The sequence below is a fragment of the Streptomyces sp. CA-146814 genome, from assembly GCF_050942385.1.
Lineage (GTDB): Bacteria > Actinomycetota > Actinomycetes > Streptomycetales > Streptomycetaceae > Streptomyces.
The window spans coordinates 6,309,618-6,335,852 of the sequence record NZ_CP192068.1 but is presented as its reverse complement, the minus strand read 5'-3'; the positions used below and the strand labels follow the sequence as shown (position 1 = coordinate 6,335,852).

General features: G+C 70.4%; 25 protein-coding genes. 7 read left to right on the top strand and 18 right to left on the bottom strand.

The window, feature by feature from the left end; genetic code table 11:
* Window positions 1-20 precede the first annotated feature (20 nt).
* Entirely contained in the window at window positions 21-1,346 is a 1,326-nt protein-coding gene (locus ACQP09_RS28385) for a serine hydrolase domain-containing protein (RefSeq protein ID WP_433404628.1), read from the bottom strand.
* Between the two features lie 195 nt (window positions 1,347-1,541).
* Here ACQP09_RS28385 and ACQP09_RS28380 point away from each other — a divergent pair, with 195 nt between their 5' ends.
* Window positions 1,542-2,129: an isochorismatase family protein gene (locus ACQP09_RS28380; RefSeq protein WP_433404626.1), complete on the top strand. Its 588-nt coding sequence runs from the start codon at window positions 1,542-1,544 to the stop codon at window positions 2,127-2,129.
* 11 nt (window positions 2,130-2,140) lie between these two features.
* Here ACQP09_RS28380 and ACQP09_RS28375 read toward each other — a convergent pair whose 3' ends face one another.
* Together ACQP09_RS28375 and ACQP09_RS28370 are read right to left on the bottom strand one after the other, a co-directional pair.
* Window positions 2,141-3,808: a PucR family transcriptional regulator gene (locus ACQP09_RS28375; RefSeq protein WP_433404622.1), complete on the bottom strand. Its 1,668-nt coding sequence runs from the start codon at window positions 3,806-3,808 to the stop codon at window positions 2,141-2,143.
* A gap of 69 nt (window positions 3,809-3,877) precedes the next feature.
* On the bottom strand, window positions 3,878-4,621 hold the full coding sequence (locus ACQP09_RS28370) for an aspartate/glutamate racemase family protein (protein ID WP_433404619.1): 744 nt from the start codon (window positions 4,619-4,621) through the stop codon (window positions 3,878-3,880).
* Between the two features lie 294 nt (window positions 4,622-4,915).
* Between ACQP09_RS28370 and ACQP09_RS28365 the strand changes: the two genes are divergently transcribed.
* Window positions 4,916-6,262: a pyridoxal phosphate-dependent decarboxylase family protein gene (locus tag ACQP09_RS28365; RefSeq protein WP_433404616.1), complete on the top strand. Its 1,347-nt coding sequence runs from the start codon at window positions 4,916-4,918 to the stop codon at window positions 6,260-6,262.
* A gap of 215 nt (window positions 6,263-6,477) precedes the next feature.
* On the opposite strand, the gene ACQP09_RS28360 is transcribed toward ACQP09_RS28365, so the two are convergent.
* Window positions 6,478-7,716, bottom strand: a complete 1,239-nt coding sequence (locus ACQP09_RS28360; protein WP_433404613.1) for a nucleoside monophosphate kinase — start codon at window positions 7,714-7,716, stop codon at window positions 6,478-6,480.
* Between the two features lie 261 nt (window positions 7,717-7,977).
* Between ACQP09_RS28360 and ACQP09_RS28355 the strand changes: the two genes are divergently transcribed.
* On the top strand, window positions 7,978-8,259 hold the full coding sequence (locus ACQP09_RS28355) for a hypothetical protein (RefSeq protein WP_433404611.1): 282 nt from the start codon (window positions 7,978-7,980) through the stop codon (window positions 8,257-8,259).
* A 414-nt stretch (window positions 8,260-8,673) separates the two neighbouring features.
* On the opposite strand, the gene ACQP09_RS28350 is transcribed toward ACQP09_RS28355, so the two are convergent.
* A complete protein-coding gene (locus tag ACQP09_RS28350; RefSeq protein ID WP_433404608.1) occupies window positions 8,674-10,002 on the bottom strand; it encodes a class I SAM-dependent RNA methyltransferase in 1,329 nt (442 codons plus the stop codon).
* A 113-nt stretch (window positions 10,003-10,115) separates the two neighbouring features.
* Entirely contained in the window at window positions 10,116-12,164 is a 2,049-nt protein-coding gene (locus ACQP09_RS28345) for an APC family permease (protein ID WP_433404605.1), read from the bottom strand.
* Between the two features lie 344 nt (window positions 12,165-12,508).
* Between ACQP09_RS28345 and ACQP09_RS28340 the strand changes: the two genes are divergently transcribed.
* Together ACQP09_RS28340 and ACQP09_RS28335 are read left to right on the top strand one after the other, a co-directional pair.
* Window positions 12,509-13,177, top strand: coding sequence for a potassium channel family protein (locus tag ACQP09_RS28340; RefSeq protein ID WP_364788335.1), 669 nt, complete (start codon window positions 12,509-12,511; stop codon window positions 13,175-13,177).
* Window positions 13,177-13,857 (top strand): potassium channel family protein, encoded by a 681-nt coding sequence (locus tag ACQP09_RS28335; protein ID WP_433404601.1) that lies wholly within the window; start codon window positions 13,177-13,179, stop codon window positions 13,855-13,857. The genes ACQP09_RS28340 and ACQP09_RS28335 overlap by 1 nt, the downstream gene beginning before the upstream one ends.
* Before the next feature lie 85 nt (window positions 13,858-13,942).
* Here ACQP09_RS28335 and ACQP09_RS28330 read toward each other — a convergent pair whose 3' ends face one another.
* The 7 genes from ACQP09_RS28330 to ACQP09_RS28300 form a co-directional block, all read right to left on the bottom strand.
* Window positions 13,943-14,749 carry a DUF3159 domain-containing protein gene (locus ACQP09_RS28330; protein ID WP_433404598.1) on the bottom strand — a complete coding sequence of 269 codons (807 nt, stop codon included), beginning with the start codon at window positions 14,747-14,749 and terminating at the stop codon, window positions 13,943-13,945.
* 3 nt (window positions 14,750-14,752) lie between these two features.
* Complete coding sequence (locus tag ACQP09_RS28325) at window positions 14,753-15,169, bottom strand: OB-fold nucleic acid binding domain-containing protein (protein ID WP_356749040.1); 417 nt, start codon at window positions 15,167-15,169, stop codon at window positions 14,753-14,755.
* Between the two features lie 75 nt (window positions 15,170-15,244).
* Complete coding sequence (locus tag ACQP09_RS28320; protein WP_433404595.1) at window positions 15,245-15,937, bottom strand: response regulator; 693 nt, start codon at window positions 15,935-15,937, stop codon at window positions 15,245-15,247.
* 70 nt (window positions 15,938-16,007) lie between these two features.
* Window positions 16,008-18,563, bottom strand: a complete 2,556-nt coding sequence (locus ACQP09_RS28315; protein ID WP_433404592.1) for a DUF4118 domain-containing protein — start codon at window positions 18,561-18,563, stop codon at window positions 16,008-16,010.
* Window positions 18,564-18,792: 229 nt separating this feature from the next.
* A complete protein-coding gene (locus tag ACQP09_RS28310; RefSeq protein ID WP_432150597.1) occupies window positions 18,793-19,560 on the bottom strand; it encodes a DUF3710 domain-containing protein in 768 nt (255 codons plus the stop codon).
* Between the two features lies 1 nt (window position 19,561).
* Complete coding sequence (dut, locus tag ACQP09_RS28305) at window positions 19,562-20,092, bottom strand: dUTP diphosphatase (protein WP_433404589.1); 531 nt, start codon at window positions 20,090-20,092, stop codon at window positions 19,562-19,564.
* Window positions 20,089-20,673: a PaaI family thioesterase gene (locus ACQP09_RS28300; protein WP_404069647.1), complete on the bottom strand. Its 585-nt coding sequence runs from the start codon at window positions 20,671-20,673 to the stop codon at window positions 20,089-20,091. The genes dut and ACQP09_RS28300 overlap by 4 nt, the downstream gene beginning before the upstream one ends.
* Window positions 20,674-20,731: 58 nt before the next feature.
* Here ACQP09_RS28300 and ACQP09_RS28295 point away from each other — a divergent pair, with 58 nt between their 5' ends.
* Window positions 20,732-21,190 (top strand): DUF3093 domain-containing protein, encoded by a 459-nt coding sequence (locus ACQP09_RS28295; RefSeq protein ID WP_433404586.1) that lies wholly within the window; start codon window positions 20,732-20,734, stop codon window positions 21,188-21,190.
* A gap of 24 nt (window positions 21,191-21,214) precedes the next feature.
* Here ACQP09_RS28295 and ACQP09_RS28290 read toward each other — a convergent pair whose 3' ends face one another.
* From ACQP09_RS28290 to ACQP09_RS28275, 4 genes are all read right to left on the bottom strand, one after another.
* A complete protein-coding gene (locus ACQP09_RS28290; RefSeq protein WP_433404583.1) occupies window positions 21,215-22,186 on the bottom strand; it encodes a hypothetical protein in 972 nt (323 codons plus the stop codon).
* A 13-nt stretch (window positions 22,187-22,199) separates the two neighbouring features.
* On the bottom strand, window positions 22,200-22,496 hold the full coding sequence (locus ACQP09_RS28285; protein WP_003965732.1) for a DUF4193 domain-containing protein: 297 nt from the start codon (window positions 22,494-22,496) through the stop codon (window positions 22,200-22,202).
* 405 nt (window positions 22,497-22,901) lie between these two features.
* Window positions 22,902-24,134, bottom strand: a complete 1,233-nt coding sequence (locus ACQP09_RS28280) for a sensor histidine kinase (protein WP_404069642.1) — start codon at window positions 24,132-24,134, stop codon at window positions 22,902-22,904.
* A gap of 5 nt (window positions 24,135-24,139) precedes the next feature.
* Entirely contained in the window at window positions 24,140-24,793 is a 654-nt protein-coding gene (locus ACQP09_RS28275; protein WP_006128158.1) for a response regulator transcription factor, read from the bottom strand.
* Window positions 24,794-25,140: 347 nt separating this feature from the next.
* On the opposite strand from ACQP09_RS28275, the gene ACQP09_RS28270 reads away from it, so the two are divergent.
* The gene (locus ACQP09_RS28270; RefSeq protein WP_356749066.1) at window positions 25,141-25,314 is read left to right on the top strand and encodes a hypothetical protein; all 174 of its coding nucleotides are present in this window, start codon (window positions 25,141-25,143) and stop codon (window positions 25,312-25,314) included.
* A 94-nt stretch (window positions 25,315-25,408) separates the two neighbouring features.
* Here ACQP09_RS28270 and ACQP09_RS28265 read toward each other — a convergent pair whose 3' ends face one another.
* Window positions 25,409-26,209 (bottom strand): inositol monophosphatase family protein, encoded by an 801-nt coding sequence (locus ACQP09_RS28265; protein ID WP_433404578.1) that lies wholly within the window; start codon window positions 26,207-26,209, stop codon window positions 25,409-25,411.
* Between the last annotated feature and the right edge of the window lie 26 nt (window positions 26,210-26,235).

Genomic DNA, 26,235 nt, shown 5'->3' with positions numbered 1-26,235 from the left:
GCGATCCAATCCTGCGGAGATCAGCTGGTCTTGGGTGTGGCGCGGCCGCTGTAGTGGAGGTACGAGGGGCCGTCGGGGCGCCGCTCGAACACCACCGCGTCCCAGATCGAGTCGCCTTCGTCGCGGCCGACGAACGTGGTCGCGTCGACGGCGACGAGGTCGAGGGTGCGGGACCGGGCGAGGCCGACGAGGATGCCCGTGGGTTCGGTTCGCAGCCGCAGCCCGCCCCCGTGCGCGGTGACGTGGATTCTGCTGCCGGCCCGCTCGTACACGCCAGCGAAGGGCTCGACGTCGACGTGGACGGGCGGTTCGGGCGGCGCGAGGGGAGCGGGGACATCGATCGCGTGCAGCTCCCCGAGAAGCTCGGTGACGAGACGGTGCTGGAACTCGACGCTCCGGCCGCCGTTGATCAGCACGGCGACGACCGTCCCCGGCTCGGGCAGGACCCAGAGCGCGGCGTGCTGGCCGATGGTGTCGCCGGTGTGGGAGACGGCCTCGTGGCCGTCCCACTCGTCCAGACTCCAGCCGATGCCCCACTGTCGCCCGCCGCCGTACGGATTGGGCAGGTCGACCTGCGCCTGCCGCAAGGCGGCGGGGTCGGCGAAAAGCGCTCCGGGGGTCAGGTGGGCGCGGCCGAAGGCGACCATGTCGGCGGCCCGCGCGCAGATCAGTCCCGCGGGGCCGACAGACCGAGGCAATCCCCACTGCGGCACAACGGCACCGTGCTCGTCGTGGCCGACGGCCGCGCCAAAGCGCAGGACGTCCTCCGGCAGCGTCCAGGTGTGCGTAAGGCCGAGCGGGTCGCAGATCTGCTCACGCAGGGCCTGGTCCCACACCTTTCCCGTGAGCTGCTCGACGACACGGCCCGCGATGACGAAGCCGGAGTTGCAGTACGAGTGGGAGTCCCCGACGGGGAACGTCTGCTCCAGGTCGGCACACGCCTCGACGTACCGGCGCAGGCAGTCGTCACCACGCCCGGTGTCCAGGAACAGGTCTCCGTCGATGCCCGAGGTGTGGGTAAGCAGGTGGCGCAGCGTGATCGCCTCGGTGGCACGGGGGTCGCCCACCCTGAACTCCGGCAGGATCTCCGCGACGGGAGTGTCCAGCGTGACACGGCCCTGCTCGGCGAGGAGCATCAGCTGGGTCGCGGTCCACACCTTGGTGACCGAACCGATCTGGAACAGCGAGTCGGCGCGCACCGGCGCCCCGGTGGCGGTGTTGAGGACGCCGGTGGCGCACTCGTACAGCTCGCCGCCGTACCAGAACGCCAGGCTCGCGCCAGGCACGTCGGAGTCGGCGGCGAGCGTCTCGAGGCGGCTCGTCCAGTGCTCGATGTCGGCCTTCACGCTCGCCCTCCGGGTGGTTCGATGTGTCTGGTTGCGGCTCGGTGAGCTTGGCCGAAAGCGTACGTACGAAGGCGCCGGCATGGTTCGTACGGGGATACGAAGGTGCAGGTCGGAGCTTGGTCCGCAGGACGACTCCGGGGGCGGCTGGCGTTCCTAGGGTGGCGGGCACCCGACGTACGAGGAGACGAGACGACGATGCCGCTGATCGACCGCGACGACTGCGCCCTGGTGATCATCGATGTGCAGACCGATTTCTACCCGCCCCACCGCCTCGACGTGGACCGGCAGCGGTTCCACGACATGGTGCGGCGCATCGCCTGGATCACGTCCGTGGCGGACCGCCTGGAGATTCCCGTCGTGGTGACCGAGGAGGACCCGGCAGCCAGCGGTCACACTGTGCCGGAGATCCGCGAGGTGCTGCCGGCCAAGGCGGTCACCCTGCCGAAGAACGCCTTCGCGGTGTGGGACAACCCTGAAATCGCCGCCGCGATCGAGGCCACCGGCCGCACGACGATGATCCTCGTCGGCATCGAGACGGACATCTGCGTCGCCCACTCGGCGATCCAGCTGCACCATGCCGGCAAGCGCGTGGTGGTCGTGGACGACGCCGCATACTCTCCCGGTCAGGCCCACGAGCGGGGCCTGCGGCGTCTGGCCGGCCGGGGCATCGAGACGCTGTCCACGAAGGAACTCTTCTACGACTGGGTGCGCACCATCCAGGACGCGGACGCCTTCCACGACACCCACGCGGACCTGACGCTCCCGCCGGGTGTGCGGCTCTGACCGAGCCACGCTCAGTCGGGCCTGGCGGCGGTCCCGGTCCCGCCGCCGCTCTGCGTCTGCCCCCGTCCCAGCAGGCGCAGTTGCAGCATCGCGGCGAACCGGGCAGACGGGTCCTGGAGGTCGATCTCCCCGACCTCTGCCACCCGACGGATCCGGTACCGGAAGGTGTTGGGGTGGACGAACACGCTCGCCGAGGCGGTGATCACGTCCCCGAAGGCGTCCAGCCAGGCCCCCAGCGTCTCCACCAGGTGGGCGTTGTGCTTGGCGTCGTACGCGACGAGGCGGGCGAGAGGGCCGGACAGCTCGTCGCGGTTGGCAATGGCCAGGTCCCGCATCTCCAGGAGCAGGGCGTCGACGTACACGTCGGCGATCGAGGCGACACGCTTTCCCGCCCGGCCGGTGAAGAGCACGCGCAGCGCCCGGTCGGCGTTGGCCCGCGATCGGGGAAGCGCCGCAGGTTCCTCGGCAACCGAGCCGATCCCGATGACGGCGCCGGTGCGGTCGCCCGTGCGCTGGAGGAAGTTCGCCGCCACCTGCAGGGCGCGTTCCCGGGTGTGGGCGTTGTCGCCGGGGACGGGGAAGAGGGCGTACGCGACGTCGCCGAGCAGCGCCACGGCGGAACGCGGCTGTACGGCGGTGAGGTGTACGGCCAGGGCGGCGGCCAGGCGCTGGCGCTCGGCGGTCACGTGAGCGTGGTCGTCACCCTGTTCGGGCGCGAGCCCCATGGCCATGACGAGGGTGGGTTCGTCGACGAGGCCGAGCCGGCCGAGCGCCTCGACGGCGCCGGCGCCGCCTTCGAGGGCGGTCGTGACGAGGTCGGCCCGCAGGCGGTTCTCGGCGTCCGTACCGGCCCGGAAGCGGAGCATGTGGAGGGCGACGAGCTTCGCCGCCTCCAGGAACGCCTTCTCCCGCTCCGGGGTGAGGGGCTTGCGCAGGGCCGCCCATACGGAGCCGAGGAACTCGTCCCCCGCCCGGACGGCGACGGCCACGCGCGGCAGCGCCACCTCGCCGCCGAGGGTCGGCGCGGGCACGTGCACCAGACCCTCGCTGCGGTAGAGCTCCTTGAAGACGCCGTGCTCCTCGTGGTGGCGCAGATAGCGCTCGGGCACCTGGCGGGCCAGGATGCTCTCCACTCGGGGAGCATCCGCCTCGTCCTGCCGCCCGGAGAACGCGAGGATGCGGGAACGGCGGTCCTCAATGGTGACGGGGGCGTCAAGCAGCGTGGCGATGGCGTTGGCCAGCGCGAAGAGGTCCCCTGACGGCACCCCGCCCAGGGTCTGCTCCTCCCCCTCCCCCACGTCGCCTTCAAAGAGCAGGGTGCGCAGCATCGCCGCCAGCTGCGCCCACGAGGCACCGCGGGTCAGGGCGAGCAGCGCGACACCGGTCTCCTCCACGACCGGCTCCAGCTCGTCGGCGTCGTCGACCGGTCCGCGGACGACGAGCGCAGTGGCGCCGAGCGCGGCGAGGTAGCGCAGCAGCCGGCCGGTCTCCTCCGCACCGTGGACCCCGACACCGAGCACGATGGCACGCTCGGGGTAGTGCTGTTCGTCGTACGGATCATGGATGCCGACCCCGCCGATCTCCCCAGCCGCGTCGGGATCGCCGTACAGCAGGTCCAGGAGGGTGTGGCCGAAGTCCTCGAGCACCCGGCTGAGGCTCCTGGCGGGGTGCGTCGACATGTGCCTGATCATCTCCGCAGGTTAGGACGCGTGCAGCCCCGCGACGTGGTGCGTGCGGACGAGGATACGTCAGCCTGTTCGTACCAGGGTACGAACAGGTTCGGTGGGCTGCCACAGGCGGGCGACGGCAGCTTCGGCCAGGGCCTCGGTCGAGTCGATCAGCGGAAGCATCCGGGCGGCCGCCCTGCTGATCAGAGGGATCTCGGTGCAGGCGGCTATCACCACCTGGGCGCCTTGTTCCTTGAGGCTCTCGGCGGCCGTGGCGATCCAGCGCTCGGGCCGGTCGGGATCGGCGCCGCCCTTGACCGCGCGGATCGCCGCGTCGATGTACTCCTCCTGTACCGCGGCGGGCACCTGCACGACGTCGAGCCCGAGCCCGGCGCCGGCCCGCTCGTACAGCCCGGTCAACCGCGTGCCCCGGGTCGCCAAGACGCCCACCCGCTCAAGCCCGGGCGTGCAGCGGGCCGCCGTCTCAAGCGCGGCCCTGATCATGTCGAGGACCTCGACACCGGTCGCCTTGGACAGCTGCTCGACATAGGCGTGCGCGGTGTTACAGGGAACGGCGATGCAGCTCGCTCCCGCGCGCTGGAGCCAGCGGGCCCCTTCCACGAGGGCAGGCACGGGGGACGGTCCCTCCCCGAGCAGCGCCGCGGTCCGGTCAGGGACAGCGGGATCGGCCCACATGACGACGGGCAGGTGCGCCTGGTCGGAGCCGGCCGGGGTGCGCTCGACGAGCCGCCGGTAGAAGTCGGCCGTGGCAAGGGGCCCCATCCCACCGAGGATGCCGAGGACCGGGCGGGTGACGTGACGCATGCGGGGCGGCCTTCCGTACGTTCCCGCTGTCGTCCGCGGGATCTCGACGCGATCGTCGTCCGATCCGACCTGCGGGATGTCGTCGCCGGCACCAAAAGATGCGGCCCGGATTGGTACGGAACGCCCGAGCGCCCCGCTCAGAACGGCGAGTTCGGTCGAGCGAACGAACTGACCGCCCCAGACCTGTCGCGAGTGCCGAACTCCTCCCGATGACCACGCATTTGACTGACCTCCGCCCCAGCCCCTCCCCGCCTGCCGAGCCGAGCCCGCTCGTCGCCAACACGAAAGCCCGCCATGCACACGTACGACCCTGCCCTCACCGACCTCGTTCTCGGCTCCCTGCGCGACCGCCTCTCGAACCGACCCACGCTCAACCACCCGGGTGAGGGGGACAAGCTCGGCCGGGCCCTGGCGGGGCTGATCGGGCCGGAAAGCAAAGATCCGGCAGAGGTCCTGCGGCTGTGGACCGAGCAGCTGGCACCCACCGCGATCACAGTCGACAGCCCCCGCTTCCTCTCCTTCGTCCCCGCCGCCCCCACACAGGCCGCCGCCCTCTTCGACGCGCTCGTCTCGTGCTCGTCGATCCAGGGCGTCTCATGGCTCCTCGCCTCCGGCCCCATCGCCGCCGAGAACCAGGTACTGCGCCTGCTCGCGGACCTCGCCGACATGCCGACCGCCGCAGGCGGCTGCTTCGTCTCCGGCGGTTCGGCCGGGAACCTCTCCGCCCTGGTGACCGCGCGCGACACGGCCCGGCGCCGCCGCGGCCTCGGCCGGTACGACCGCGTCAGGTTCGCCGTCTCCGACCAGGCCCACTCCTCCATCGGCAACGCCCTGCGCATCATCGGCGTCGAGCCGTTCACGGTGCCGAACAGGGATCACCGCCTGACCGGTCCCGCCCTGCGCGCGGCACTCCTCGCCGACGCAGACCCGTCGGACGTCATCGGAGTCGCGGCCACCGCCGGCACGACCAACGCCGGAATCATCGACGATCTCGCGGGAATCGCCACTGACGCGCGGGAGTTCGACCTCTGGTTCCACGTGGACGGCGCCTACGGGGGTGCCGGTCTCCTCGCCCCGAGCGTCCGGGACCGTTACCGGGGTATCGAGCACGCCGACTCCCTGGTCATCGACCCCCACAAGTGGCTCTTCGCCCCCTTCGACTGCGCCGCCCTCCTCTACCGCGACCCGAGCCTGGCCAGGGTGGCCCACACCCAGGACGCCTCCTACCTCGACGCGCTTCACACGGACGACGACACGCAGTGGAACCCGAGCGACTACGCCCACCACCTCAGCCGCCGCGCCCGCGGCCTGCCCCTGTGGTTCTCCCTCGCCGTCCACGGCACCCGCGCCTACAGCGACGCGATAGAGAAGGCCCTCACACTGGCCCGCACCACTGCCTCCCTCATCCGGAACACCCCGCACCTCGAGCTCATCCGCGAACCCGAACTTTCCGCCGTGCTGTTCCGCCGGATCGGCTGGACCGCCGAGGACTACTCGGAATGGTCCGCCCGCCTCCTCGCCGGCCAGACCGCCTTCGCCGCGCCGACCGGCTGGGAGGGCGAAACCGTCGCCCGGTTCGCGTTCTTGCACCCGGAGACAACCATGGAAATCGTCGAGGAAATCGTAGGGACCATGGCGTGAGCCACCGACCCGCGAGCTGACGGTCTCCGGGCAGCTCTCGAGCTGGGGGCCCGTACGCACTTGGCACGACAGGCGCCGACCGTTCTCACCTGACGTCTCGGGACGTCACTTCCAAAAAACGGACAGTGACGTGCATCGGCGTTCGGTTTCCCCCGGACCTGCCCACCGCCAGCGAGCCGCGAGTGAAACGGCAGCCCGCGAGCCCGTGAATCGATCTAGCCGAAATATGCATTGAGTGCAGAAATTGCGCGCTCGGTGACACTGGAGACGGTTCCCGTGCCGGAAATGGTGACCAGTCGCCGCTCGGAGCCATACTTCTTCACGACGAGCTCCGACTGGACATTCCATGCGTCCCATCGACTGGCGATGACGTTGCGGCTGTCGTCTTCGCGCAAGTAGAGAGGTCCGCCACAGATGTCACAGATCCCATCCTTTTGAGGGGCGGCGTACATGATGTGGGCAACATGGGAGCTGTCGTTCTTGCATATCCGTCGACCGACAAGACGCCGGAAAGATTCATCGCGCCCGACTTCGAAGTTCAGCGCGGCGTCGATCTTCTCTGAGGTCCTCGCTAGCAGCTTGTCTACTGCCTCCACTTGACCGAGAGTCCTGGGGATGCCATCCAGTATGAAGCCGTGTTGGGTGTCGCGGTCTTGGAGTCGGGCTTCTAGCATTCCCAGGGTTACTTCGTCGGGAACGAGTTCTCCGCGTTCCATGTGCCGACGGGCCTTATGTCCGAGTCGTGTACCGCCTCTGATGTTGTCGCGGAACAGCTCCCCAAGGTGCAGGACGGGAACCTCCAGCAGTTTACTTAGGAACGGTGATTGCGTTCCCTTTCCGCTCCCGGGCGGACCGACGAGGGCAATCCGGCAATTCTCCCGGAGCTTCAGTTGTGCGACCACGTGGATTGTTCCACGTTCGGTGGCGTCGAGGAGCATCTGTGTCGCTGATGCTGTCATCTCGTCCGCCTGAATTCGCGCCTTCTCGATGACTGACTCTGCCTGAGCCTGCGCATTCTTGAGGATGCGTTCTGCTTCGAGGTGGGCTGCGGATAGAACTCCCTGACCCCCTTCCGGGAGCAGCTGAGCGGGCGCTCCTCCGATCTTACTTCGAGTCCCAGACCGCTTTCTGTGGGCGCCGACCTGCCGCTGGTGAAGCTTGACTCGCTTCCACCGCTCGCGCCACTGGTCCAGCACTCCTTGATCATTTTTCGCCAGCTGTCGAACCAGTTCAAGGGTGAAGTCCAGTGACGGCAGGCGCTTGCCGCTGATCGCTTCAGAGATGGCGGACGAGGACAGAGACACACGGCCCGCCGCTCGTGCCGCTGTGGCGATCTCTCGGTACGACGGTGATCCGCAGTCGACGTGCAGGACGTGCAGGGCGTCCGCGAAGGCAGTCAGCTCTCGGGCATACGCGTCGACTGCTTGGTGTTGGTCATCGGTCTGATCGGCCACTCGTTCCCTCCCTCGGCGGAGTTCCAGCCTAGAAGCCCGTCTGCGAACTTCGCCGAACATCGCCGGATACCGCCGAACGATGGCCTGTTCGGCGCGGTCCTGCGCCGTACGCTCGAACGAAGTCTTCTGCCAGCGCTGTCCGGGCTTTTTCGGGTCTGGTCGCCTGGCTCGCAGGACCCTGTTGTTGGCGAGTCTCATGGGGGTGCCACACACTCGGCTGTTCCGATCACCGGGACCTGAACCTTGGAGACCACACCAGTAATGGCGTTCATCCAACAGATGGATCTTGCTTCCGTGCCTGCCTACGTCCTGCTGACCGCTCTGGCGGTCATAGCCATGCTGTTCACCATGGTCGCGATCATCGCGCGTGCCGTGGTGACGAAGGCCCGGCCCGAGGACCTGCCGCACATCCTGCCTGGCCTGGGCCAAGTACTGGCGGCGCTGGCCCTTTTCCTGCCCTGGGGACGAGGGAAGCAAGATCCGGCCGCGGCGCTCGCACCCGTCCGGCCCGAGCGAAGGGGAGCCCGTCAACCCCGCCCCTGAGCAGACTCAGGGGCGGGGGCCCGGTCCTGCCGGCAAGGCTTCAGCGGGCTCCTTCTCCGACGGGTTCGAGTGCGGCGAGGTGCCGGCCGGGATGCCCTTCCTAAGACACGGGAGCCCCTACAGTCCCGAACACGGCGTCCGCCCGACACTCGCCCCAGCATCACGGAACGTCACGGCCGAGAAGAGAGGAAGTGGGGCCGGCCAACCGCTCAGCAGCCGGTCTCGCCATCCCATCCCATGGGGCCACCCCCACGCGGGGGAGCGCCCCGCCTGACAGGCGTAAACCACGCATGACGACCCATCAGGCAACGTGCCGTTCGTACGTCAAACGTGCGTCACGTGCGTCGAATATGCGTCAAGATATCGCACCTAACACACGTAACGCCCATAATGCACAGTCGGAGAAACGCCAGGTCAGCGGCCCTTTTCGGCGGGCTCCAGGATCGCGACGCACTCGACATGGTGGGTCATAGGAAACAGATCGAACGCCCGCAGCGTCCGCACCCGGTACCCGCCCTCCGCGAAGTACGCCAGGTCCCGCGCCAGCGCCGCCGGGTCGCAGGCGACGTACGCGACACGGCGCGCACCCAGCGACACCAGGTGCTTGACCACCTGCTTGCCCGCGCCCGCGCGCGGCGGGTCCAGGACGATCAGGTCGCATTCCGTGATGCCCGTGCGGGGCAGGACCTGGTCGACCTTGCCGTGTTCGATGCGGACGCGGTCCAGGTCCTTCAGGTTGTGGCGGGCATCCTCGACCGCGCGTTTGCCGGACTCGATGCCGAGCACCGCGCCCTTTTCGCCGATGCGCTGGCCGATGGCGCCGGCGAAGAGGCCGACGCCGCAGTAGAGGTCGAGGGCCGTGTCGTTCTTGCGGGGCAGCAGGCCCTGCATCACCGCGCGGACCAGGGTGTTGGCCGCCTGCGGGTGGACCTGCCAGAAGCCGCCGGAGCCGACGCGGTACGTGCGGTCGTCGGCGCGTTCGCGGACGAAGGCGCGGCCGTGGACGCGGTGGACGCCGCCGTCGTGCTCCTCGACACGGAGTACGGAGACCGGCTTGTCCAGTTCGACCAGCGGGAGCCGGCCGCCGGGCTTCGGGGTGAGGATGACCTGGCGGTCGTTCGAGCCGGTGGCGGTGATGGCCTCCACCGCGGCGATCTGCGGCCACTCGCGCTTCTCGACGCCGAGCTCGGAGACGCCGGGTGCGGCGATCAGGCAGTGGTCGATCGGCTGGACGTCGTGCGAGCGGTGCTTGCGCAGGCCCGCCCGGCCGTCCGCGTCGATCGCGTACTGGACCCGGGTGCGCCAGGCCGGCACCTCGCCCGGCGGGAGCTTGTCGCCATCGGCCGGCATGACCGTGCCGTCCCAGCCGGCCTCCTCGGGCGTCAGGCCCGCCAGGCGCTGGAGCTGCTCGGCGATCACCTCGCCCTTGAGGCGGCGCTGCGCACCGGGCTTGGCGTGCTGCCAGTCGCAGCCGCCGCACTTGCCGGGACCGGCGTACGGGCACGGGGCCTCGACGCGGTCCTTGGACGGCTCCAGGATCCGCACCGCGTCGGCCCGCAGGAAGCGGGAGTCCGTGTCGCCGTCGGTGACCTTGGCGATGATCTTCTCGCCGGGGAGCGTGTGGCGGACGAAGAGCACCTGGTTCTCGGCGGTACGGGCGATGCAGTGGCCGCCGTGTGCGACGGGGCCGACCTCGACCTCGTACTCCTCCCCGACCAGCGACGACGTGGGTTCGTTCTGCATGAGGGGAGGCTCCAGGGAGGAAGGGGGCAAACGGTCGGGCCTGCGGCCGGACAACAGCCGACCAGTCTACGTGGGTGTGGTCGAGGCGCCGACCACGACCGGCCGCCCCCTCCTCATCCCTTCCGGTTCGGCTCCTTGTGCCGCCGCTCCACCGGGCCCCGCCGCACCGAGCCCGGAGCGCTCCAGTCCGCCCGCCTGCGGGCCCGCTGCTTCGCCGCCTCGGAGGACTGGAGCTGGTACGGGACGGAGGTGACCATCACACCGGGCGTGAAGAGCAGGCGGCCCTTCAGGCGCAGCGCGCTCTGGTTGTGGAGAAGGTGCTCGTACCAGTGGCCGACCACGTACTCGGGGATGTACACGCTGATCACGTCGCGCGGGCTCTGCCGGCGCAGGCCCTTCACGTACTCGATGACCGGGCGGGTCACCTCGCGGTACGGGGAGTCGAGGATCTTGAGCGGTACGTCGATGTTGCGCCGCTCCCAGTCCTCGCGCAGGGCCTTCGTCTCGTCCGGGTCGACGCTGATGGAGAGCGCCTCCAGGTGGTCGGCGCGGATCAGCTTGGCGTAGGCGAGGGCCCGGAGGGTGGGTCGGTGGAGCTTGGAGACCAGGACGATCGCGTGGACGCGGGAGGGGCGGACGCTGTCGTCCGGGGAGGCGTCCTCGGCGGAGATCTCGGCGGCCACCCGGTCGTAGTGCTTCCGGATCGCCGTCATCGTGCCGTAGAAGATCACCATGCCGAGCAGCGCGACCCAGGCGCCGTGGGTGAACTTGGTGGCCAGGACCACGACCAGGACCAGGCCGGTGAAGAAGGCGCCGAACGCGTTGATGGCGCGCGAGCGGATCATGTGGCGGCGCTTGGCCTGGTCGCGTTCGTCGGCCAGCAGGCGGTTCCAGTGCCGCACCATGCCGGTCTGGCTGAGGGTGAACGAGACGAAGACGCCGACGATGTACAGCTGGATCAGGCGCGTGGAGTCGGCGCCGTAGATCCAGACCAGCAGGATGGCGGCGCCGGCCAGCAGCACGATGCCGTTGGAGAAGGCGAGCCGGTCGCCGCGGGTGTGGAGCTGGCGCGGCAGGTAGCGGTCCTGGGCGAGGATCGAGCCGAGCAGCGGGAAGCCGTTGTACGCGGTGTTCGCGGCCAGGAAGAGAACCAGCGCGGTGGCCGCGGCGAGGACCATGAAGAGGAACGAGCCGTGGCCGAAGACCGCCTCGGCGACCTGGGCGATCACCGGGTCCTGCGTGAAGCTCTCGCCGACCGGGACGCCGTCGCGGATCAGGTCCTTGGCCGGGTTCTCGGCCATCTTGACATTGGTGGCCATGGCCAGGGCGATGATCCCGCAGAACATGGTGACGGCGAGCAGGCCCATCATGGCGAGCGTGGTCGCGGCGTTCTTGGACTTCGGCTTGCGGAAGGCGGGCACGCCGTTGCTGATCGCCTCCACGCCGGTGAGGGCCGCGCAGCCGGAGGAGAAGGCGCGCAGGAGCAGGAAGACGAGCGCGAATCCGGCGAGGCCCTGGTGCTCGGGTTTGATCTCGAACTCGGAGGTCGGGGCGTGCATGGTGTCGCCGAGGATCAGCCCCCGGAACGCGCCCCAGAGGAGCATCAGAAAGACGCCGGCCACGAAGAGGTAGGTCGGGACCGCGAACAGCTTCCCGGACTCCCTGACCCCGCGCAGGTTCATCAAGGTGAGCAGGACGATGGCGCCGATGGCGCAGAGCGTCTTGTGCTCGATGACGAACGGGATCGCGGAGCCGAGGTTCTCCACTCCGGCGGAGATCGACACGGCCACGGTGAGGACGTAGTCGACCAGCAGCGCGCTGGCGACGGTCAGTCCGGCACGGGGGCCGAGGTTGGTGGTGGCGACCTCGTAGTCGCCGCCGCCGCTCGGGTAGGCGCGGACGTTCTGCCGGTAGGACGCGACGACCGTGAACATCAGGACCACGACGGCCAGCGCGATCCAGGGGCTGAAGTGGTACGCCGATACGCCCGCGATGGACAGGACCAGGAGGACTTCTCCGGGTGCGTACGCCACCGAGGAGAGCGGGTCGGACGCGAAGACGGGGAGCGCGATGCGCTTGGGGAGGAGGGTCTCCCCCAGCTTGTCGCTGCGCAGCGCCCGGCCGATCAGAATCCTTTTGGGCACGTCGGTCAGTTTGGACACGCTGAGGATCGTAAGCGGAGCGTGTGCCGGTCTCGGACGACCGATCGCCGTGGCTGCCGCTGTCTCCCGCCTTTCTCCTGCGGTTCTCCTTCAGCGGGAGCAGAATCCGGCCGTAATCCTTAACGCAATCCTTGCGATCGGCGCAGCACTTTTACTCCCCCTTTGCCCATGTGTCCGGGGCAACGCACACTCGGAGGAAACAGCGGCCCACGGGCGGCATAAGCTCATCCCCGGGCAGCGCCGAAGTCGTTGCCCCGTTGTTTGCCCGGCAAGCTGAGAGAGAAGTGTGAGCAGCGTGTTTTCGCAGGTCAGCCGGTTGACCAGGACGGCGAGGTAGGCGAACGGTGCACATCGTCATCATGGGCTGCGGGCGCGTCGGAGCCGCTCTCGCACAGACCCTGGAGCAGCAGGGGCACACGGTCGCGGTGATCGACCAGGACCCGACGGCCTTCCGCCGTCTCGGGTCCGGATTCGGCGGTCGCCGGGTCACCGGCGTCGGCTTCGACCAGGACACCCTCCGCGAGGCGGGCATCGAGGACGCCGGGGCGTTCGCGGCAGTCAGTAGCGGTGACAACTCCAACATCATCGCGGCCCGGGTGGCCCGCGAGATGTTCTCCATCGAGAACGTCGCGGCCCGTATCTACGACCCGAAGCGCGCCGAGGTCTACCAGCGGCTCGGCATCCCCACCGTGGCCACGGTCCGCTGGACGGCGGACCAGATGCTGCGGCGGCTGCTGCCGTCGGGCGCGGAGCCGCTGTGGCGCGATCCGAGCGGAGGTGTGCAGCTCGCCGAGGTGCACACGACGCCGTCCTGGATCGGCCACCGGATCAGCACGCTCCAGGAGGAGACCGGCGTCCGCGTCGCCTTCCTCACCCGGTTGGGCGAGGCCATCCTGCCGACCTCGCAGACCGTCCTCCAGGAGGGCGACCTGGTGCACGTGATGATGCGTACGGACGAGATCGCCAAGGTCGAAGAGGCCTTCGCCGAGGGTCCCGAGGAGGGCGGTCACTGATGCGTGTGTCGATTGCCGGAGCGGGCGCGGTGGGCCGTTCCATCGCCGCCGAGCTGCTGGAGAACGGGCACGAGGTGCTGCTCATCGACAAGGCGCCCAGCGCCATCTCGGTGGAGCGGGTCCCGTCGGCCGAGTGGCTGCTCGCGGACGCCTGCGAGATCACGTCGCTGGACGAGGCCGCCCTGCAGCGCTGCAACGTGGTGATCGCGGCGACGGGCGACGACAAGGTGAACCTGGTCGTCTCGCTGCTCGCGAAGACCGAGTACGGCGTGCCGCGCGTGGTGGCGCGGGTCAACCACCCGAAGAACGAGTGGCTCTTCAACGAGTCCTGGGGCGTCGATGTCGCGGTCTCGACCCCGCGGCTGATGTCGGCCCTGGTGGAGGAGGCGGTGAGCGTCGGCGATCTGGTCCGGCTGCTGCGCTTCAGCCACGGCGACGCCAACCTGGTGGAGCTGACGCTGCCGCCGGAGTCGGCGCTGGCCGGGACCCGGGTCGGCGATGTGGCCTGGCCCGAGGACACGTCTCTGGTCACCATCATCCGGGGGACGCGGGTGCTGACGCCGAGTCCCGAGGAGTCCCTGGAGGCCGGTGACGAGCTGCTGTTCGTGGCGGCCCAGGCGCGCGAGGAGCAGTTGGAGGACCTGCTGTCGGTCCGCCGCGATCTGTCGTCCGACGACTGACGCGTAGCCGTAGAGCTGACGTGTGAACATAAGAGGGGCCCGTAACCGCACAACAGCGGTTACGGGCCCCTCTTGTACGTACGTCTTACGCCTCCGGGTTGCGGAGAGCCGCCGCGGCCTGCTCGGCCTTGCGGTCCTTCTCCGCCTGCTCCGCGGCCTTCTCCTCGGCCTCCATCTCGGCGAAGACGTCGATGGGCGGCGGAGCCTTCGCCAGGAAGACCCAGGTCAGGTAGACCGCGAGGAGGAACGGCGGGATCTTCAGCGCGATCAGCACCCAGCCGAACTGGGTGGTGTCGGCCCACCAGTAGAGCGGGAAGAGGATCGCGCACTTGGTGAGCAGGATGAGGCCCCAGGCGTAACTGGCCTTGGTGTACGCCTTCTTCCGGCCCGGGTTACGCGTCCGCCAGGAGAGGTTCTCCTTGAAGACCGGGCCGAGGATGAGACCGATCAGCGGCACACCGGCGGCGGCGGTGCCGAGATAGGCGACGGCCAGTCCCAGGGTGTAGAGCATGCCCGGGAGGTAGAAGTCCTTGGCGTTGCCCGTCATCATCGCGAAGACGACACCGAACGCGACTCCGAAGACGCCGCTGAAGGCGTGCTTCATGGTGCCCCGGCGGACCAGCCGGACGATCACCAGGACGACGGAGACGGCCAGGGCCGCGATGGCCGAGGTGTGCAGGTCCTTGTTGATCGTGAAGATCGTGACGAAGAGCAGCCCGGGCAGGACCGTCTCCACCATGCCGCGCACGCCACCGAAGGCTTCGAAGAGGGCGGCTTCGGTGACCGCCTTCGACGCGGCGTCCTGCTGGGCTGCGTGCCTTCCGCCGGCGTTCTCCCGGTCGGTGGGGTGGGGCTGGTCCATTTCGGACGTCGGCTTGTCGAGAGACGTCACCGGCTACTCCTTGCCGAGCGGTCGGAGTTCGTATGTGGGGTTGAACAGCACCCGGCGCCCGTGGCTCATGGCGACCCGGCCCGAGGCGATGATCCGGCGGCCGGGCTCTATCCCGACGATGGAGCGCCGACCCAGCCAGACCACGTCCAGCGGCTCGGTGCCGTCGAAGAGCTCCGCCTCCAGGGCGGGCACTCCGGCCCGGGGACGGAGGGTGACGGTCCGCAACGTACCAGCCACCTTCACGATCTGCCGGTCGGAGCACTCGGATATCCGGGTGCAGCCGGTGGCCTGGGTGTCCTCCCGCAGCTCCTCGGACTCCAGGTCCTCCTGGGAGCTGGAGAGCCGGTCGAGCATACGGCGGAAGCGCCCGGACGGCCTCTCCGCCCTGCCGGCCTTCTCGTGTCGGGGAACAGCACTCATACCCGAAGGGTACCGGTCTCGCGCGCCACGGGCCGAGGCCCGGGTGAACCACTCGAAAGGATGACGCGGCGGGCGTCAGTCGCGTTCGAAGCGGTAGCCCATGCCCGGCTCGGTGACGAAGTGGCGGGGGTGCGAGGGGTCCGCCTCCAGCTTGCGGCGCAGCTGGGCCATGTAGACCCGCAGATAGTTGGTCTCGGTGCCGTAGGAGGGCCCCCAGACCTCCTGGAGGAGCTGTTTCTGGCCGACCAGGCGGCCGCCGTTGCGGACGAGGACCTCAAGGAGGTGCCACTCCGTGGGAGTGAGCCGTACGTCGCGGCCGGCGCGGTGCACCTTCTTCGCGGCCAGGTCGACGGTGAAGCCGGCCGTCTCCACGATCGCGAGGTCCTCGGTGACGTCCTGGCCGACCGGTTCCGAGCGGCGTACGGAGGCGCGCAGCCGGGCCAGCAGCTCGTCCATGCCGAAGGGCTTGGTGACGTAGTCGTCGGCGCCCGCGTCCAGCGCCTCGACCTTCTCGTCGGAGGTGTGGCGCGCGGAGAGGACGAGGATCGGGACCCGGGTCCAGCCGCGCAGGCTCCGGATCACCTCGACCCCGTCCATGTCGGGCAGCCCGAGGTCGAGCACCACGACGTCCGGGTGGAGGGCGGCGGCGAGCTGGAGGGCGGTCGCCCCGTCGGGGGCCGCGTCGACCTCGTACTGCCGGGCCTTCAGGTTGAGCACGAGGGCGCGGACGATCTGCGGCTCGTCGTCGACCACAAGGACCCGGGTCATCGCGGACCTGCCTTTCTGCTGAGCTGGCTGTACGGGGAGGAGGGGGCGGGCTTCACGTGGGGCGGGTCCATCATGGGGCGGCCTCGGCCGGGAGGGCCGCGCGGTCCCCGGCCTGGTCCCGGCCCGGTGCCGCGGCGAGCGTGAGGACCATGGTGAGCCCGCCTCCGGGCGTGTCCTCGGCGTCCAGCGTGCCGCCCATGGCCTCGGCGAAGCCCCGGGAGACCGCGAGGCCGAGGCCCACTCCGGCGCCGCGCGGCGCGTCACCGTACCGCTGGAAGGGCTCGAAGATCCGCTCCTTGGCCCCGTCGGGGACGCCGCGCCCCCGGTCGACGACCCGGAGCTCGACGCGTTCGCCGAGCGCGCTGGCGGCCACCGCGACCCGCGAACCGCCGGGGCTGTACTTGACGGCGTTCTCCACGACATTGGCGACGACCCGCTCCAGCAGCCCCGGGTCGACGGCGACCATGGGCAGCGTCTCGGGGATGTCCAGGTCGACGCTGCCCTCCGGGACGCCGCCGAGCGCCATCGGGACGACCTCGTCGAGGTCGATCTCGCGGATCAGCGGCGTCACGGTGCCGGTCTGGAGGCGGGACATGTCCAGCAGGTTGCCCACCAGGTGGTCGAGCCGGTCGGCGCCGTCCTCGATGCCTTCGAGGAGCTCCGCCTCGTCCTCAGGCGACCAGGCGACGTCGTCGGAGCGGAGCGAGCTGACGGCGGCCTTGATCCCGGCGAGCGGGGTGCGCAGGTCGTGGCTGACGGCGGCGAGCAGCGCGGTCCTGATCCGATTGCCCTCGGCGAGCCTGCGTGCCTGCTCGGCCTCCCAGACCAGGCGCTGGCGGTCCAGGACGACGGCGGCCTGGGCGGCGAAGGCGCCGAGTACCCGGCGGTCCTCGGCGGGCAGCACCCGGCCCGAGAGCGCGAGCGCCATGTTGTCGCCGACCGGCATGTCCACGTCCGCGTCGTCGGGCCGGGCGACCGGGGCGGGGCCGACGAACCCGGCGCAGGTCCACGGGTCGACGTCGCTGGCCCGCTCCAGCAGCGCGACCGACTCCATCGCGAAGGTCTCGCGGACCCGCTCCAGCAGCGCGTCCAGCGCGGTCTCGCCGCGCAGCACGCTGCCCGCCAGGAAGGAGAGGATCTCCGACTCGGCGCGCAGCCGGGCCGCCTGGTGGGTGCGGCGGGCCGCCAGGTCCACCACCGAGGAGACCGCCACGGCGACCGCGAAGAAGATCACGATGGCGACGAAGTTCTCCGGGTCCTGGACGGTCAGGGTCTGGGTCGGCGGGGTGAACCAGTAGTTCAGGAGCATCACGCCGACGGCGGCCGAGGCGAGGGCGGGCCGCAATCCGCCGAGCAGGGCCGCGGCGACGGTCAGGAAGAGGAAGAGCAGGACGTCGTTGGCGAGGCCGGGGCCGTTCTCCAGGCTCCGCAGCAGCAGCGAGAGGAGGACCGGTCCTGCGACACCGACGAGCCAGCCCGAGACGATCCGGGCCCGCCCGAGCCGGGCACCGCGCGCGATGGGCAGGCCGCGGCCCTTGGCCACCTCTTCGTGGGTGACGATGTGGACGTCCAGGTCGGGTCCGGACTCGCGGGCGACGGTGGCGCCGACCCCGGGGCCGTAGATGTACTGCCAGGTCTTGCGGCGGCTGGAGCCCAGCACGATCTGGGTGGCGTTGACGCCTCGGGCGAACTCCAGGAGGGCGGCGGGGATGTCGTCGCCGATGACGTGGTGGAACGTTCCGCCGACGTCCTCGACCAGGGTGCGCTGGACGGCGAGCTCCTTGGGCGATGCGGAGGTCAGTCCGTCGCTGCGCGCGATGTAGAGGGCGAGGATCTCGCTGCCGGAGCCCTTGGCGGCCATCCGGGAGGCGCGGCGGATGAGCGTGCGGCCTTCGGGGCCGCCGGTGAGGCCGACGACGATGCGTTCGCGGGCCTGCCAGGTGGTACGGATGTTGTGCTCGCCCCGGTACTGCTGGAGGTACTCGTCGGCCCGGTCCGCCGTCCACAGCAGGGCCAGCTCGCGCAGCGCGGTGAGGTTGCCGGGCCGGAAGTAGTTCGAGAGCGCCGCGTCCATCTTGTCGGGCTGATAGATGTTGCCGTGCGCCATCCGGCGGCGGAGCGCCTGGGGCGACATGTCGACCAGCTCGATCTGGTCGGCCCGGCGCACCACCTCGTCCGGGACGGTCTCCTGGCGGCGTACGCCGGTGATCGACTCGACGACGTCGCCGAGCGACTCGATGTGCTGGATGTTGACCGTGGATATGACGTCGATCCCGGCGCGCAGGAGCTCCTCGACGTCCTGCCAGCGCTTGGCGTTGCGGGAGCCGGGCAGGTTGGTGTGGGCCAGCTCGTCGACCAGGGCGACGGCCGGGGCGCGCTCCAGGACGGCGTCGACGTCCATCTCGGTCTCGGCGGGGTGGGCCGGGTGGTGGGTGATCTCGCAGCGCCGGACCTGCTCCAGGCCGTGCAGCAGCGCCTCGGTGCGCGGCCGGCCATGGTGGTTCACGTAGGCCACCACGCAGTCGGTGCCGCGCTCGACCCTGCGGTGGGCCTCGGAGAGCATCGCGTACGTCTTGCCGACGCCCGGTGCCGCGCCCAGGTAGATCCGGAGTGTGCCGCGTCCCATGGCCCCATTGTCTTCTTCCGTCGGCCGTCGTCCGTCCACGGCCGGTGGCGCCCGGTGCGGCTGCCACCGTCGACGCTACTCCGCGCGCGGACGCCATCCGGGGCCGGGAGCGGGGGCGGGGGCCGTATTGACGGAACTCTGATGCGCGGTGTCACGGGAAAAGCCGGTGGGCCGCACCCCGGAAGAGGGTGCGGCCCACCAGCCGCGATGCTGTGGTGACGTACTACCGCTAGCGGACCTCGGTGATCTCCGGTCCGCGCTGGAGCTGGCCCATGCCGCCGGAGAACTTCGAGCCCTCCTGCTCCTCCTGCTGGACGCCCTCGGGCACCATCTGGGCGTCGTTGGGGAGCTTCAGGACGATCGGGTCGCGAGGGGCCATCGGGCCGTCGCCGCGGACCACCACAGTGTCCCGGAAGATCGTCTCCAGCAGGCCCGCGGCCTCCGGCTGGACGGCGCCCTGGCCGGAGATGACTCCGCGCAGGAACCAGCGGGGGCCGTCGACGCCGACGAAGCGCACCAGCTGGACACCGTTGGTGCCGTCCGGGAGCTGTACGGGGACCTGCGCGCGCAGCTCCCAGCCCAGCGGGCCCTCGACCTCGTCGATGATGCCGCCCTGCTGCGTGATGCCGGAGGCGATCTCCTCGCGGACCTCACCCCAGATGCCCTCGCGCTTGGGAGCGGCGAAGGCCTGCAGCTGGACCGCGCTGTCGCGGAGCACCACGGTGGCGGCGACGATCGCGTCCCCGGCCACCTCTACGCGCAGCTCCATGCCCTCGACCCCGGGCACGAAGATGCCGCCCAGGTCGACCCGGCCCTCGCCTGGCTGGGAGACCTCGGCGCTGTCCCAGGGTCCGTCGGGCCGGGGGGCCGGCGGAAGATTCGTCCGGCGGGCGCTCGGCGCAGCCCCGTCGGCGCTCTCGTCGGCGACCTGCTCGGCCTCGCGCACCTCGTCCGCCGCGTCCTCGGCGGAACCACTCTTCTTGCGACGTCCGAACACGTCACTGTCCTTCCCGGTCGGATACGACCGAAGCGTAGCTGTTCCCACCGTGGGTGATCCCGCCCTCGGCGACGTCCACCGACGCATGACCGCCGGTGGACCCGAAGCCCCCTTCGGCCCGCGCCGAGCCGGGAAGTTCCGCCACCTCGTGGAAGCGCACCCTCTCGACCTGCTGGACAACCAATTGGGCAATCCGGTCGAACCGTTCGAACCGCACGCTCTCGCGCGGATCGAGGTTGACCACGATCACCTTGATCTCCCCACGGTACCCGGCATCAACCGTCCCTGGGGCATTCACGAGGGCCACTCCGCAGCGGGCCGCAAGGCCGGAGCGCGGGTGCACGAAGGCGGCGTACCCGTCGGGCAGGGCGATCGAGACCCCGGTGGGCAGCACCGCGCGCTCGCCGGGGGCGAGTTCGGCGGCCTCGGTGGTCACCAGGTCGGCCCCGGCGTCGCCCGGGTGTCCGTACGCCGGAATCGGTACGTCCGGGTCGAGCAGGCGGATGAGTACGTCGACGGGGTTGCGGGTCACGGGTTCACCTCGAAGGCGCGGGCGCGCCTGACCTGGTCGGGGTCGGACATGGCGGCCTGGATCTCGGCGGGCCGCCCGTTCTCGATGAAGTGGTCCACCTTGACCTCGATGAACAGCGCGTCGGCCCGGACCGCGACGGGGCCCTCGGGACCGCCGATCCGGCCGGTGGCCGTGGAGTAGATCTTCCGGCCGTGTACGGCGGTGATCCGGGCGTCCAGGTGCAGCACGGTGTCCACCGGGACGGGCCGCACGAAGTCGGTCTCCAGCCGTCCGGTCACCGCGATCGTGCGCAGCAGCCAGTTCAGCGAGCCGAGCGTCTCGTCCAGCGCGGTGGCGAGCACGCCGCCGTGGGCGAGGCCGGGAGCACCTTGGTGGGCGGGCTTGACGGTGAACTCGGCAGTCACGCTCACGCCCTCGCCGGCCCGTGCCATCAGGTGCAGGCCGTGCGGCTGTCCGTCGCCGCAGCCGAAACAGTGCTCGTAGTGCGCGCCGAGAAGCTCCCCGGGCGGCGGGGCGTCCGGGTGCCGGACCGGGGCGACGGCGTCGGCCGGAGGTGTCAGAGCTGCTGATGTTCCACTCACAGCCGCAGACCTTACCCGCGCGGCGGCACGCCGGGCGCGCCGTGCCAAGCTTGGTTCCATGCAGCCTTCCGCACCGCCCTTCGACGAACGTCTCACCGCGCCCCGTTCCTGGTGGTTCATCGCCTTCGGGATCGGTGTCGCCTGTGCGCTGATGCTTCTACCGCTCGGCGCCCTGCCGATGCTGGCCGGACTGGTCGGCGGTACGGCGGCGGCCGCGGCGGCGGTGAGCAGTTACGGCTCCGCCCGGATCCGGGTGGTCGGCGGGGCGCTGGTGGCGGGTGACGCCCGTATTCCGCTCTCGGCGCTCGGGGAGCCCGAGGTGCTGGACGTCGAGGAGGCGCGCGCCTGGCGCACGCACAAGGCGGACGCGCGCGCCTTCATGCTGCTGCGCAGCTATGTGGGGACGGCGGTGCGGGTGGAGGTGACGGATCCGGAGGACCCGACTCCGTACGTCTTCCTCTCCACCCGGGACCCGGAGGGGCTGGCGGCGGCACTGACGGCCGTACCGGCGGTCTGAGAGCCGGTCCCGGGGAAGCGCCGGTCAGGAGCCCTCGATCTCCTTGGGCAGGACGACCGGCACGGCGGGCCGCTCCAGCGGGGGCAGTTCGGTGAGCCGGTCCCAGGGGATCTGCTGCTTGCGCAGGTCGTTCCTGATCCGGTCGGCGAGCTTGCGGGTGTCGCGGCGGTTCATCGTGGCGCCGACGGCGGCGCCGATCATGAACGGGATCAGGTTGGGCAGGTTGCGGGCCATGCGCTTGGTGATCTGCTGGCGCAGCTCGCGCTTCATCTGGCCGCCCAGGGCCGCGTTGAGCGTGGTGGGCCGGGTGACGTCGATGCCGCGCTCCTCCGTCCACGACGTCAGATAGGCGGTGGAGCGCTGGGCGAGGTTGCCCGGCGGGCGGTGGCCGTAGACCTCGTGGAGCTCGGCGACGAGCTTCATCTCGACCGCGGCGACGCCGGTGACCTCGGCCGCCAGCTCGGCGAGCATGGCGGGTGGCACGGGCAGCATGGCGGCCGCTCCGATGCCCGCGCCGACGGTGGCGCTGGCCCGGCTCGCGCCCGCCACCAGCTTGTCGGCGAGCTCCTCGGGCCCCAGCCCGGGGAACTGCTTGCGCAGGGTGGCGAGATCGCGCACCGGGACGCGGGGAGCCGTTTCGATGATCCGGTCGGCCAGCTGGCCGGCCAGGACACGGGCGCTCTCCCCGCCCTTGCGTACCCCCCGTTTCACTGCGTTCAGGCGGCCTGCCCCGGTCGTGGGCTCCGCCTGGTCCTGCTCTCCGCTCCGGTCCGGCAGGTCCGCCGCGCCCGCCACTTCGAGCGAGGCCGAACGGCCCCGCTCGTCGTCGGAGGTGCCCGAATCACCGGGACCGGGGACACCGGAGGAATCCGGCAGGGCGGCGGACTGCTCGGCAGACGGGCTGACGCCTGCTGCCGGGCCTGTGCCGCCCTGATTCGCCTCCGGTCCGTGCCGGCACCAGGGGCGCCGCTTCCGGAACGGTGTGTCGCCTGCCACGGCCGACCCTGCCTCAGTCGCAGTCGCGGCAGATGGGCTGACCGTTCTTCTCGCGCGCCAGCTGGCTGCGGTGGTGCACCAGGAAGCAGCTCATGCAGGTGAACTCGTCGGCCTGCTTGGGCAGGACCCGGACGGCCAGCTCCTCGTTGGAGAGGTCCGCGCCGGGCAGCTCGAGGCCTTCGGCCGCGTCGAATTCGTCGACGTCGACGGCGGATGCCGTCTTGTCGCTCCGACGAGCCTTGAGCTCTTCGAGGCTGTCCTGGTCCACGTCGTCGTCGGTCTTGCGTGGGGTGTCGTAATCCGTTGCCATGTCGCTCTCCCCCTCTTGGGTTTCTGCGGGTGTCTCAGCGCACGTAACGCGTGAGAGGCCGGACTTGTGCCCGACCTGAGGCGGAGATTTTGCCTCACATCAAGGTCTGTTACTCAATCGACACCCAACCGGCCGCCTCGGCGAGGCTCGGCTTGGGTGGCGATGGGGACCGTACACGGTCCCGACTGTGCAGTTCACAGGCGCCACCCCGTGTACTTCCCGTGATAGCACCCCCCGAAAACCCGGACGATTACCGGCTTTCCGAACAGGATGTGATCACGGAGCGTAGATGACCCGAAAACGGGCTCTGTGATCGATCACACACGGCTCGCCCGGGAACGGGTCCTGAAAATTCCGCCCAAAGCGAACATGGAGATTCGGTGCAGAATCACACCGTGCAGCCTCTCAGACCGGCAGGGTGACGCGCATCACGAGACCGCCGCCCTCGCGGGGCTCCGCGATGATACGGCCTCCGTGGGCCCGCGCGACGGATCGGGCGATCGACAGGCCGAGCCCGACCCCCTTGTCGCTGCCCGTGCGCTCGGTACGCAGCCGCCGGAAGGGCTCGAAGAGGTTGTCGATCTCGTACGCCGGCACCACAGGACCGGTGTTCGAGACGGTCAGCAGAGCCTGTCCGGGCTGCACGGAGGTGTCGACCTCCACCCAGCCGTCCTCGGCCACGTTGTAGCGCACGGCGTTCTGTACGAGGTTCAGCGCGATCCGCTCCAGCAGGACGCCGTTGCCCTGGACGACGGCGGCGGAGCGCTCACCGTGGATCTCGACCTTCCTCGCCACCGCCTCCGAGCGGGCCTGGTCGATGGCACGGTCGGCGACCTCGGCGAGGTCGACCGGTTTGCGCTCGATGATCTGGTTGTCGCTGCGGGCCAGCAGCAGCAGCCCCTCGACCAGCTGTTCACTGCGTTCGTTGGTGGCCAGCAGCGTCTTCCCGAGCTGCTGGAGCTCGGGGGGGGCCTCCGGATCGGAGAGGTGGACCTCCAGCAGTGTGCGGTTGATCGCCAGCGGCGTGCGCAGCTCGTGCGAGGCGTTGCCGACGAACCGCTGCTGCGCGGTGAACGCCCGCTCCAGCCGGTCCAGCATGTCGTCGAAGGTGTCCGCGAGCTCCTTGAGCTCGTCGTCCGGGCCGTCCAGCTCGATCCGCCGGGTCAGGTCGGTGCCCGCCACCCTGCGCGCGGTCCGGGTGATCCGGCCGAGCGGGGACAGGACGCGGCCGGCCATGGCGTAACCGAAGGCGAAGGCGATCACGCTGAGGCCGACGAGGGCGAGGAGCGACCGGTTGAGCAGGGTGTCGAGGGCCGCCTTGCGCTGGTTGTTCACGCAGGCGTTCACCGCGGCGTTGAAGGCGTCGGGGCTGGCGTTCGGGGGCAGGTCGCAGATCTCGCTGGTGACCTTGCCGCTCACGATCTCGAAGGGCAGCTCGCTGCCGACGTGCAGGGCCTGCGCGGCCAGCATGTAGATGATCGAGAGCAGCAGGATGCCCGCGATCAGGAACATCCCGCCGTACAGCAGCGTGAGTCGTATCCGGATGGTCGGGCGCAGCCAGGGGTACGGGGGGTCCTGCTGCTTGGGCTCCCAGGTGGGCTTCGGAGGTGCCGTGGGGGGCGGCGGGGTGGCTGCCATGGTCCTCAGATCCGGTATCCGGAGCCCGGCACGGTGACGATGACGGGCGGTTCGCCGAGCTTGCGGCGGAGCGTCATGACCGTGACCCGCACCACGTTGGTGAAGGGGTCGGTGTTCTCGTCCCAGGCCTTCTCCAGGAGCTGCTCCGCCGAGACGACGGCGCCCTCGCTGCGCATCAGGACCTCCAGCACCGCGAACTCCTTCGGGGCGAGCTGGATCTCCACCTCGTCGCGGAAGACCTCGCGCCGGTTCGGGTCGAGCTTGATGCCGGCGCGCTCCAGCACGGGCGGCAGCGCCACCGTCGTACGGCGGCCGAGCGCGCGCACCCGGGCGGTCAGCTCGCTGAAGGCGAAAGGCTTGGGAAGGTAGTCGTCGGCGCCCAGCTCCAGGCCCTCGACCCGGTCGCTGACGTCGCCGGAGGCGGTGAGCATGAGGACCCGGGTGGGCATGCCGAGCTCGACGATCTTGCGGCAGACGTCGTCGCCGTGCACCACCGGAAGGTCCCGGTCCAGCACGACGACGTCGTAGTCGTTGACCCCGATGCGCTCCAGAGCCGCGGCACCGTCGTAGACGACGTCGACGGCCATGGCCTCCCGGCGCAGTCCGGTGGCCACCGCATCGGCGAGCAGCTGCTCGTCCTCGACGACGAGTACGCGCACAGCGCAGTCCTTCCTTAGGTCCTTCTACGGGTTCACACAGCGAACGGCCCCGAGAGGGGCCGACTGTGTGCGTCCATCCTGCCCGCAACGCGTATAAACCGGCGGTAAGACGGCGCTGGGCCGCCCTGGACCGGAGAAGGGCGCGGAATTACCGGTCAGTTGAGGTTTCTCTGAGTCTGCGCATGGGGAAGAGGGGTTCACACCCGCGATCACGCCCCGGCCCGTGGCATCCCACGGCCCCGTCTCCGTTCCCGGAGAGCGGCGAGATCACCCGCTCCTCCGGCTCCCCGGCCGGAGGCATTCCGGGCACACCCCCGTGCCACCGACCCACGATGAGGGGGCGCATCATGGACGCTTTCACCGCAGGTCTGCTGCACCGCATCAAGACCACCGAGTCCGACCTCACGCGGGCTCGCGAGGACGGCGACGACTTCCTGGCGGATGTCGAGCAGGGCGAGCTGGACGACCTGCACCGCCTCGCGGCCGAGCACGGCGTGCACATCGGCGCCACAAGCGTCTGAGCGGCACAGCAGAGGGCCCCGGATGCCGTCATGGCATCCGGGGCCCTCTGCTGTGCCGCGCGGCCCTCACACCCCTCACCAGGGCTTCGGCGGGTCAGTCGTGCCAGGCGCCCAGCTCGTCCAGTGCGGCCTGCAGCGGCTCGAAGACGCCAGGGGTGGCGGCCACCGTGAGATCGCCGTCGGCCGGGAGCCCGGGACGGCCGCCGGTCAGCGCGCCCGCCTCCCGCGCGATGAGGTCGCCGGCGGCCAGGTCCCAGGGGTGCAGTCCGCGCTCGTAGTAGCCGTCCAGCCGGCCCGCCGCCACATCGCAGAGGTCCACGGCCGCCGAGCCGCCGCGCCGGATGTCGCGGAGCCTCGGGATCAGCTGCCGGGCGACGTCCGCCTGGTGGGCGCGGATGGTGCCGACGTAGTTGAAGCCGGTCGAGACGAGGGCCTGGTCCAGCGGCGGCGCCGGGCGGCAGCGCAGGGCGTTGCCGTTCGCGTACGCACCGCCGCCCAGGACCGCCTGGTACGTCTCGCCGCGCATCGGGGCCTCGACGACGCCGACGACCCGCTCGCCGTCGCGCTCGGCGGCGATGGAGACGGCCCAGGTGGGGAGGCCGTAGAGGTAGTTCACGGTGCCGTCCAGCGGGTCGATGACCCAGCGGATGCCGGTGGACCCCGGCGAGCTGGCGCCCTCCTCGCCGAGGAAGCCGTCGTCGGGGCGGAAGTCGGAGAGGTAGCCGGTGATCAGCTTCTCGGCGGCGATGTCCATCTCGGTGACCACGTCGATGGGGCTGGACTTGGTCGCGGCCACCCCGAGGTCGGCGGGACGGCCGTCGCGCAGCAGGGCTCCGGCGCGGCGGGCCGCCTCCAGGGCGAGGTCGAGCAGTTCGGACAGGGCGGGGTCGGTCACGGGGGCTCCCAGGGGCTCGACGAGAA